Raw genomic sequence first — 2,061 nt, 5'->3', positions numbered from 1 at the left:
TATATTTTGCTAAAATTACTCTATATTAATTAAAGGTTAAGTATGAAATTTCAAACTCTAAATGAAAAAGAATTTTTAAATCCTTATTACCGCAAAAAGCCTATTTTGGATACAGAATTAAAAGAATTTATTAAAATTTTAAAAGCTTATAAAAAGAATTTAGAAGATAATTTAAAAAATGGCGAAGATGCTCTTGTAGCTAATGCTTTAAAACCCTTTTTTGAAGCTTTAACTTTCAAAGCTCAAGCAAAAAGCACCCATAAAGGCAATAGTGGCATAGATTTGGCTTTGAAAAAAGAGGATTTTACTCAAGTTCTCATCGAAGCAAAAGTGCCTCATTCTAAAGAATTTTTTAGTCCTACTAAGCCAAGTTGCAAGGCTTTACACGAGTGCATTTTATATTATTTAAGGGAAAGAAAGCAGGGCAATTCATCTTTAAAATATCTCATCATCACAGATTTTTATCGTTTTTATATTTTTAAAGCCCGTTTGTTTGAAGAATTTTTGAATGAAAAGAAAACTTTAAGAGAAGCTTTTGAAAATTTTGAAAATAAAAATTCTCTTTTTAAGGGCAATACCGATGAAATTTATAAAGAATTTCACAAGCTTCTAACCTTGCCTTTTACCGCTTCTAAAGAGTCTTTGAATTTATTGGCTAAAAATTCCACCCAAAAAAGCCCCGAATTAAAAGGACTTTTCATCGACTTAAAACCTGTTTTAGAGCAAGAAAATCCAAGTTTTAGTAAGCTAAAGCCCTTATTTAAAATTTTTAATAAAGCTTGTTTGTTAGATGAGTTTAACCCCAATGATGCCAATTTGCTCAACAATGCCTTCTATAAAGAACTTTTGTATATACTAGGACTTTGCGAAAGCAAACAAAGCTCAAAACTCATCATCACAAAAAGCGAAGAAAGCAAAGAAGGGCAAGGAACCTTCTATACCGCCATAAACTCCAAGCTTGAAGAAGAAAATTTTGAAAACATTTTGCAATTTTTGATTTTATGGCTTAATCGTATTTTGTTTTTAAAGCTTATAGAGTCCAATTTGGTGCGTTTTAATGATGATAAAAATTTGAAATTTCTAAGCTTTAAAAAAATCCCTGATTTTGACAAGCTTAGCGAACTTTTCTTTGAAATTCTAGCTAAAGAAGAAAGAAAGATAAAAAGCGAATTTGCTTATCTGCCTTATTTAAATTCTTCTTTGTTTGAAAAGCAAGATATAGAAAAAAACACCCTTGAAATTTCAAGTTTAAGCAATGATTTAAAACTGACTTATTATAAATTTACAATTTTAAAGGATAAAAATTATAAAACCAAAAAAGGACAAGTGGGGCTTTTAGAATATTTGTTTGAATTTTTAGATAGTTTTGATTTTGGTAGTGATGATGAGCAAAGTGAAATTTTAAGTCAAAAAGAACTCATAAGCTCAAGTGTTTTAGGCAATGTTTTTGAAAAGCTTAATGGTTATAAAGAAGGTAGCTTTTATACGCCAAGCTTTATCACTTCTTATATGTGTAAAGAAAATATCACAAAAATTGTGCTGGATAAATTCAATGCCAAATTTGATTTAAATGCTAAGGATATAAAAGAACTAAAAAGCTCATTAAGAAAAGAAGACAAAAAGGTACAAAAAGAGCTTTTAAACTCCATAAAAATTTGCGACCCTGCAGTAGGAAGTGGGCATTTTCTAGTTTCTGCTTTAAATGTAATGCTTGGTATTTATGATGAGCTAAATCTTTTTGAAGAAGGGTTTTACCTAGAAGTGCAAAATGATGAACTTCTTATCACTAACCAAAAAGGCGAATTTATAGAATACAAACGCCCAAAAAGAAACACAAAAGCCCACTTAATCCAAAAAGAGCTTTTTGATACGAAAAAAAACATCATAGAAAATAATCTTTTTGGCGTAGATATTAATCCTAATTCTTGTGAAATTACTAAGCTAAGACTTTGGATAGAGCTTTTAAAGCATAGTTATTATGAGGATTTTGATGATGGGACTTATCACAATCTTAAAACCCTGCCAAACATTGATATAAATATAAAATGTGGGAATTCTTTG

The 2,061-nt window shown here is 29.2% G+C and carries 1 protein-coding gene; it reads left to right on the top strand.

Going from position 1 to position 2,061, the window contains the following annotated elements:
- Window positions 1–42 precede the first annotated feature (42 nt).
- On the top strand, window positions 43–2,061 hold a 2,019-nt coding region (locus ACLL8X_RS09225), incomplete at its 3' end, for a type IIG restriction enzyme/methyltransferase (RefSeq protein WP_411990625.1).

The organism is Campylobacter parajejuni (assembly GCF_046764905.1).
Taxonomy (GTDB): Bacteria; Campylobacterota; Campylobacteria; order Campylobacterales; family Campylobacteraceae; genus Campylobacter_D.
The sequence above is the reverse complement of the archived record's forward strand: the minus strand, read 5'-3'. Positions and strand labels throughout refer to the sequence as shown.